The organism is Monashia sp. HAY1-2A (genome assembly GCF_056755315.1).
Genome location: NZ_JBNDHY010000213.1, coordinates 1 through 6,209, shown reverse-complemented (window position 1 = coordinate 6,209; position 6,209 = coordinate 1). Strand labels below are relative to the sequence as shown.

Genomic DNA, 6,209 nt, shown 5'->3' with positions numbered 1-6,209 from the left:
GCCCCCGACCCGCCCTCGGCCACATGACGCGTCACGGCGCAGCGGACGCCGAGCTCGTCGCAGAACCGGCGCACGACATCGTGCTCGGAGCCGTGGTCCGTGGGGAAGGCGTTGACGGCCACGACCGGCGTCACCCCGAAGCGTCGGACGATGTCGACGTGGGCGCGGAGGTTGGGCAGACCTGCCTCGACGGCCGTCGGGTCCTCGTCGAGCAGGTCCTCGGGCAGGGGCCGCCCGGCGCGGATGCGCCACCGACCTGAGTGCGCCTTGAGGGCCCGCACCGTCGCGACGACGACGGCGGCGTCGGGGGACAGCCCGGCCACCCGGCACTTGACGTCGAAGAAGCGCTCGGCGCCCATGTCCGCGCCGAACCCGGCCTCGGTGACGACGACGTCGGCGCCGCGCATGGCCACGAGGTCCGCGAGCACCGACGAGGTGCCGGTCGCGATGTTGCCGAACGGGCCGCAGTGCACGAGCGCGGGCCCGCCCTCGAGCGTCTGCACGAGGTTGGGCTGCACGGCGTCGCGCAGGATCACCGCCATGGCGCCCGCCGCGCCGAGGTCCTCGGCGGTGACACCCTTGCCCTCGACGGTGTAGCCGACGACGATGCGCCCGAGACGCTCGCGCAGGTCCTGCAGCGATGTCGCGAGGCTGAGCAGCACCATGACCTCGCTCGCGGCCGTGATGTCGAAGCCCGTCTCCCGCGGGACGCCGTCCTCGCGGGCGCCGAGGCCGACGACGACGTTGCGCAGGGCGCGGTCGTCGACGTCGAGGACCCGCCGCCAGGTGATGCGGCGCGGGTCGATCCCGAGCGGGTTGCCGTGGTGCAGGTGGTTGTCGACCATCGCGGCGAGGAGGTTGTGCGCCGCCGTCACGGCGTGGAAGTCGCCGGTGAGGTGCAGGTTGAGCCGGTCCATCGGCACGACCTGGCTGTACCCGCCGCCGGCGGCGCCGCCCTTGATGCCGAACGTCGGCCCCATCGAGGGCTGGCGCAGCGTCACGACGGCGTGCGATCCGAGGCGCTCGAGGGCCTGGGCGAGGCCGACCGACGTCGTGGTCTTGCCCTCGCCGAGCGGTGTCGGGGTCATCGCCGTGACGACGACATAGGTCGCCCGACGCCCGGGGACGGGGGTGTCGAGGACGGCGAGGTCGACCTTGGCGACGTCGCGGCCGTACGGCACGACGTGGTGCTCGGCGATGCCGAGGTCGGCCGCCACCTCGAGCATCGGCCGCAGGGTCGCTGCGCGCGCGATGGCGAGGTCGGTGGGCTGGCTCGTGGTCATGTCTCGATCAAACTCCGCTGTGACGCGTCCGGCGACGAAGTGCCGTGAACCTCACGCTGTCCGGCGCGACTCCTCAGTGGGACCGGCAGGCTGGGGACGGGGGCGGCACCGTGTCGGTGGTGCCCCATAGGGTGGGTCGGTGGCCCCTCGACCTTCGATCGACGACCTCCTCCACGCCGCGGTGTCGAGGGTCGGTGGTGTCGAGCGGCCGGGCCAGCTGGCCATGGCACGGGCCGTCGGCGACGCCGTGGACAAGGGTGAGCACCTGCTCGTGCAGGCCGGCACCGGCACCGGCAAGTCGCTCGCCTACCTCGTGCCTGCGGTGGCCCACGCGTTCCGGTCCGGCAAACCTGCCGTCGTCGCCACCGCGACCCTCGCCCTGCAGGCCCAGATCGTCGACCGCGACATGCCGCGCGTCGCCGAGGCGCTCGCCCCGGTCCTCGGTCGCCGCCCGACGTACGCGCTCGTCAAGGGCCGCCGCAACTACGTCTGCCTCAACAAGCTCGAGGGCGGCTTCCCCGACGACGAGGACGGGCTGCTGTCGGTGTCGCAGGTCGACGCCGGCGTCGGTCGGCTCGGCGCCGAGGTGGTTCGCCTGCGGGACTGGGCCGGTCACACCGAGTCCGGTGACCGCGACGAGCTCGTCCCCGGTGTCTCGGAGCGGGCCTGGCGCCAGGTGTCGGTGTCGGCCCACGAGTGCCTCGGCGGCAAGTGCCCCTTCGTCACCGAGTGCTTCGTCGAACGCGCCCGCGAGGCCGCCAAGGACGTCGACGTCGTCGTGACCAACCACTCGTTCATGGCCATCGACTCCTTCGAAGGCCGCCAGATGCTGCCCGAGCACGACGTCCTCGTCGTGGACGAGGCGCATGAGCTCGTCGACCGCGTCACGGCCACCATCACCGACGAGCTGACCGGCTCGATGGTGGCCACGGCCGCCAAGCGAGCCGGTCGGATGTCCGACAACACCGACGCCCTGACCGAGGCCGGCGAGCTGCTCGCCGCGTCGCTCGAGCGCGTCGAGGAGGGCCGGATGCTCGGGATCCCCGACGCCGTCGGCCTCGCCCTGGCCCGGGTCCGCGACGCCGCGCGCCAGGTGCAGAGCGACCTCAAGCCACCCCCCGGCACCGAGGTCGACGGTGCGCGCCAGGTGGCGCGCGCCGCCGTCGACGAGGTCCACGAGAACGCCGAGCGGATCCTCGAGGAGCGCGAGCTCGACGTCGTCTGGCTCTCCCACGACCAGCGCCGTGGCCCGGTGCTGCGCGTCGCGCCGATGAGCGTCGCGATGCTGGTGCGCGACAAGGTGTTCGACGCGCGCACGGTGGTCCTCACGTCCGCCACGCTCGAGCTCGGCGGCAGCTTCGACGCGGTCGCCGGCACCATCGGCCTGCGCGGTGACGGCGCCCCCGCCTGGCGGGGCCTCGACGTCGGCAGCCCCTTCGACTACCCCAAGCAGGCGATCGCCTACGTCGCCACGCACCTGCCGCCGCCCGGCCGCGACGGCACCAGCGATGCCGCCCTGGACGAGATCGAGGAGCTGGTCCGCGCCGCAGGTGGTCGCACGCTGGGCCTCTTCTCGTCGACGCGCGCGGCACAGAACGCCGCCGAGGTCATGCGCGCCCGTCTCGGCGACGACTACCCGGTCCTGTGCCAGGGCGAGGACCAGATCACGACGCTCGTGCGGCAGTTCGCGCGCAGCCCCCGCACCTGCCTCTTCGGGACGCTGACCCTGTGGCAGGGCGTCGACGTGCCCGGCTCCTCGTGCCAGCTGGTCATCATCGACCGCATCCCGTTCCCGCGGCCGGACGACCCCCTCGCCTCGGCGCGGTCGCAGGCGATCGCCCGGATGGGCGGCAACGGCTTCATGGCCGTCTCGGCGACGCACGCCGCGCTCCGCCTGGCCCAGGGCGCCGGACGCCTCGTGCGCCGCTCCGACGACCGCGGCGTCGTCGCGTTCCTCGACTCGCGGATGATGACGGCCCGGTACGCCGGGTTCCTCCAGCGCTCCCTGCCGCCGTTCTACCCGACGACGGACAAGCAGATGGTCCTCGCCGCGCTCGGCCGACTCGACCAGACCGCGCCCGAACCGCTCCCCGTCGAGGAGCCGGCGCTGCGATCGCTGACCGGCACGCGCTCGGAGGAGGACGGCAGCGAGCACCCGCGCCCGGTCGCGCCCCCGCCGCCCTCCGCGCCCGGCAGCCGGAGCGCCGTGACGTCCGGCCATGCGTGGAGCGACGAGCAGGACGCCGAGCTGCGCGACGCCGCCGAGTCCGGGATGCTCCTCGACGAGCTCGTCGAGCACTTCGAGCTGCCCGGTGAGACCATCGCGGCGCGTGCCGAGCAGCTGGGTCTCAGCCTCGCGACCGGCCAGCTCTTCGACTGACGGGGCACCGCGGGCTCGGCCGATGCGTGCAGGACGACGACCACGAAGGCGGGACGTGGACGGCGACCGGCACGACACCCGCCTTCGTGGCCTGATGGTGGTCGTCATCGTGGACGGTCAGCGCCCTGCCCGCCCCTGACTGAGGTGTCGGCCGCCCGTGGCACCCTAGGGCCATGAGCGACACCGGCGTCCCGCCCCTCGTGCTCGTGAGCGGTCCCGAGGAGGTCCTCGTCGAGCGGGCGGTGGCCTCCTTCGTCGCGGCCGCGCGCTCGGTCGACGCAGAGGTGGTCCGCCTCGACGCCGCCACCTACGAGGGTGGGCAGCTGCGCGTGCACGCCAGCCCCTCGCTCTTCGGCGGCGCCACGTGCATCGTCGTGCGCGACGTGCACGACGCGCCCGACGAGCTCCAGCTCGACCTGCTCGACCTGCTCGCGGCGCCCGAGCCGGAGGTCAGCCTCGTCGTCGCCCACGGGGGAGGACCCCGCGCCAAGAAGGTCCTCGACACGATGAAGAAGCAGGGAGCCCGGGTCGTCGAGTGCCCGGCCGTCAAGTCCGACCGCGACAAGTCCGACTTCGTCACTAAGGAGTTCGCGGCCGCCCGCCGTCGCATCACGGGCGAGGCCGTGCGGGCGCTCGTCGAGGCCGTCGGCAAGGACGTGCGCGAGCTGGCAGCCGCCTGCGCCCAGCTCGTCTCCGACACCGAGGGCACGGTCGACGACAGCGTCGTCGACACGTACTACGGGGGCAAGGTCGAGGCCACCGGCTTCCGCGTGGCCGATGCCGCCGTGGCCGGGCAGGCCGGGGAGGCGCTGCGGCTGCTGCGTCACGCCATCGCCAGCGGGGTCGACCCCGTGCCCATCGTCGCGGTCATCGCCTCGCAGCTGCGCCAGCTCGTCAAGGTGGGCGCGGCCGGGCGGGGCAGCTCCGCGCAGCTGGCCAAGAGCCTCGGGATGGCGCCGTGGCAGGTCGACAAGGCGCGTCGGGTGGTCGGCCACTGGAGTGCGGACGGCCTGGCCACCGCGATCCTGGCGGTCGCCGCGGCGGACCACGAGGTCAAGGGCGGTGGCCGCGACCCCGTCTACGCCGTCGAGCGCGCGATCCTGACGATCGCCGGTGCCCGCGGCGGACGCTGAGCGGTCCTCGTCGCGACGGGGTCGGGGCACGGTGGCCGACGGGCTCGCCGACGACCCGGGGCGGCCCGCCGACGTGCCCCCGACCAGCCCCGGACCAGCCCCTGACCAGCCCCTGACCAGCCCATCCGGGGTTGCGGCGCCGGTTTGGAGGGGGCGTGCGGCGCTGGTACCTTTGGTCCTTGCGTGCGCGCTCAGGTCGTGCGCGCATGCAGGCTCCACCCAGAGCCGTTCACGCAGGGTGCCCCACGCCCGGTCCCGAACGGCTTTGCCGCCCTCTAACGGCAGAATCCGACCGAACGAAAGAACATCACGTGGCAAACATCAAGTCGCAGCTCAAGCGGATCAAGACGAACGAGAAGCGCACCGAGCGCAACAAGGCCGTCAAGTCCGAGCTTCGCACGTGGGTCCGCAAGTTCCGCGAGGCTGCTGCCTCCGGTGACAAGGACGCCGCCGACGCCGCCCTCAAGGCCGCCAGCCGCAAGCTGGACAAGGCCGTGAGCAAGGGCGTCATCCACCAGAACCAGGCCGCCAACCGCAAGTCGGCCATGGCCAAGAAGGCCGCGTCCCTCTGACGCTCGGCCGCCTTGCCTGAACGGGCCCGTCACCCTCGGTGACGGGCCCGCTTCCTGTTCAGAGCCGCCGCTCAGCCGAGGTGCGCCCGCACGGCGGCGACAACCTCCTCGTAGCGCTCGCGCGGCAGGACCGCGCCCTCGCGCCGCACGGCGTCCGGGTCCACCCGGATGAGGCGGTTGACGCGCACCTCGCTCGGGCGACGCCGTCCGTCCCAGGCGCCGGTGCCGATATCGACCCACTCACGCCCGGCCCGGCGTTCCTGCTCCTCGTCGAGGTCGTGGTCCCTGCTCGTCAGCTGGAGGCCGACGAGCCAGCGGCCCTCCCGGCCGATGAGCAGGACGGGCCGGTCCTTGCCCTCGCGGTGGTCCTCCTCGAACGGCACCCACGTCCACACGATCTCGCCCGGGTCGGGACGGCCGTCGGGCCGCGGGGCGTAGGTCGTGTCGGGCAGCTGCGTCGCATCGCCCGGGTAGTCGCCGGGCGCCGCGACCGTCCGGGCGCCGGGGGCCCCTGGCCGTCGCGTCGTGCTGGACGTCGTGCTGGACGTCGTGCTGGGCGTGCGCGACGGGACGGACGGGGCGGATCCCGGCGCCAGGGACGGGCCGCGCAGGAGATGGAGGAGGCGACGGACGACGCCGGCGGGTCGAGCGGACATGGGAATCACCGTAGCCACGGCGCCGTTACCGTGTGGGTCAGAGCCCGGGTCGACGGCGATCCGCACGAGCCACACGCACCAGCCGACCGCATCCACCCCCGGAGTCGTCCTTGAGCCCCGCCCGTCGCCGCACCGCCCTTGCCATCCTCGCGCTGTCCGTGGGCGGCTTCGCCATCGGCACGACC

General features: G+C 73.6%; 5 protein-coding genes. 3 read left to right on the top strand and 2 right to left on the bottom strand.

Translation table 11 applies throughout. The features are described from left to right. Window positions 1-1,283 (bottom strand): formate--tetrahydrofolate ligase (locus tag ACPYOM_RS20515; protein ID WP_481347364.1); only part of this gene is annotated, 1,283 nt, incomplete at its 3' end. 139 nt (window positions 1,284-1,422) lie between these two features. Here ACPYOM_RS20515 and ACPYOM_RS20510 point away from each other — a divergent pair. The 3 genes from ACPYOM_RS20510 (at window position 1,423) to rpsT (ending at window position 5,368) form a co-directional block, all read left to right on the top strand. After that, complete coding sequence (locus tag ACPYOM_RS20510; RefSeq protein WP_481347363.1) at window positions 1,423-3,663, top strand: ATP-dependent DNA helicase; 2,241 nt, start codon at window positions 1,423-1,425, stop codon at window positions 3,661-3,663. A gap of 173 nt (window positions 3,664-3,836) precedes the next feature. Further along, a complete protein-coding gene (holA, locus tag ACPYOM_RS20505) occupies window positions 3,837-4,796 on the top strand; it encodes a DNA polymerase III subunit delta (RefSeq protein ID WP_481341641.1) in 960 nt (319 codons plus the stop codon). Window positions 4,797-5,107: 311 nt separating this feature from the next. Next, a complete protein-coding gene (gene rpsT / locus ACPYOM_RS20500) occupies window positions 5,108-5,368 on the top strand; it encodes a 30S ribosomal protein S20 (RefSeq protein WP_076261025.1) in 261 nt (86 codons plus the stop codon). Between the two features lie 71 nt (window positions 5,369-5,439). Here rpsT and ACPYOM_RS20495 read toward each other — a convergent pair whose 3' ends face one another. Next, window positions 5,440-6,024: a type II toxin-antitoxin system PemK/MazF family toxin gene (locus ACPYOM_RS20495; RefSeq protein WP_481347362.1), complete on the bottom strand. Its 585-nt coding sequence runs from the start codon at window positions 6,022-6,024 to the stop codon at window positions 5,440-5,442. Between the last annotated feature and the right edge of the window lie 185 nt (window positions 6,025-6,209).